The organism is Blautia sp. DFI.1.216 (genome assembly GCF_020594215.1).
In the GTDB taxonomy this organism is placed as follows: Bacteria; Bacillota; Clostridia; order Lachnospirales; family Lachnospiraceae; genus Blautia_A; species Blautia_A wexlerae.
On the sequence record NZ_JAJDML010000247.1, the window covers coordinates 1 to 237 of the forward strand.

Annotated in this window: 1 pseudogene; it reads left to right on the plus strand. The window is 41.8% G+C overall.

What is annotated here, in order from left to right:
- A pseudogene (locus LJE11_RS21005) lies at window positions 1–237 on the plus strand (transglutaminase domain-containing protein); the annotation flags it as partial.

Below are 237 nucleotides of genomic sequence, written 5' to 3' on the forward strand. Positions count from 1 at the left end.
AGAAGATTTGCGAACATCAAAAGGCTATGACTGCCAGAGTTGAGAAGCTGATTCGTCCGGCTCAGAAGCTGTCTGAGTGGGAGAAAGAGAAGTATGTACATGATTTTATCTGTGAAAATATCCGCTATGACAAACTGAAAAAATCATATTCCCATGAAATTATCGGACCGTTGGGGCAAGGAGTTGGTGTTTGTGAGGGAATTGCAAAAGCAGTAAAGGTTTTGTTAGATGCACTGG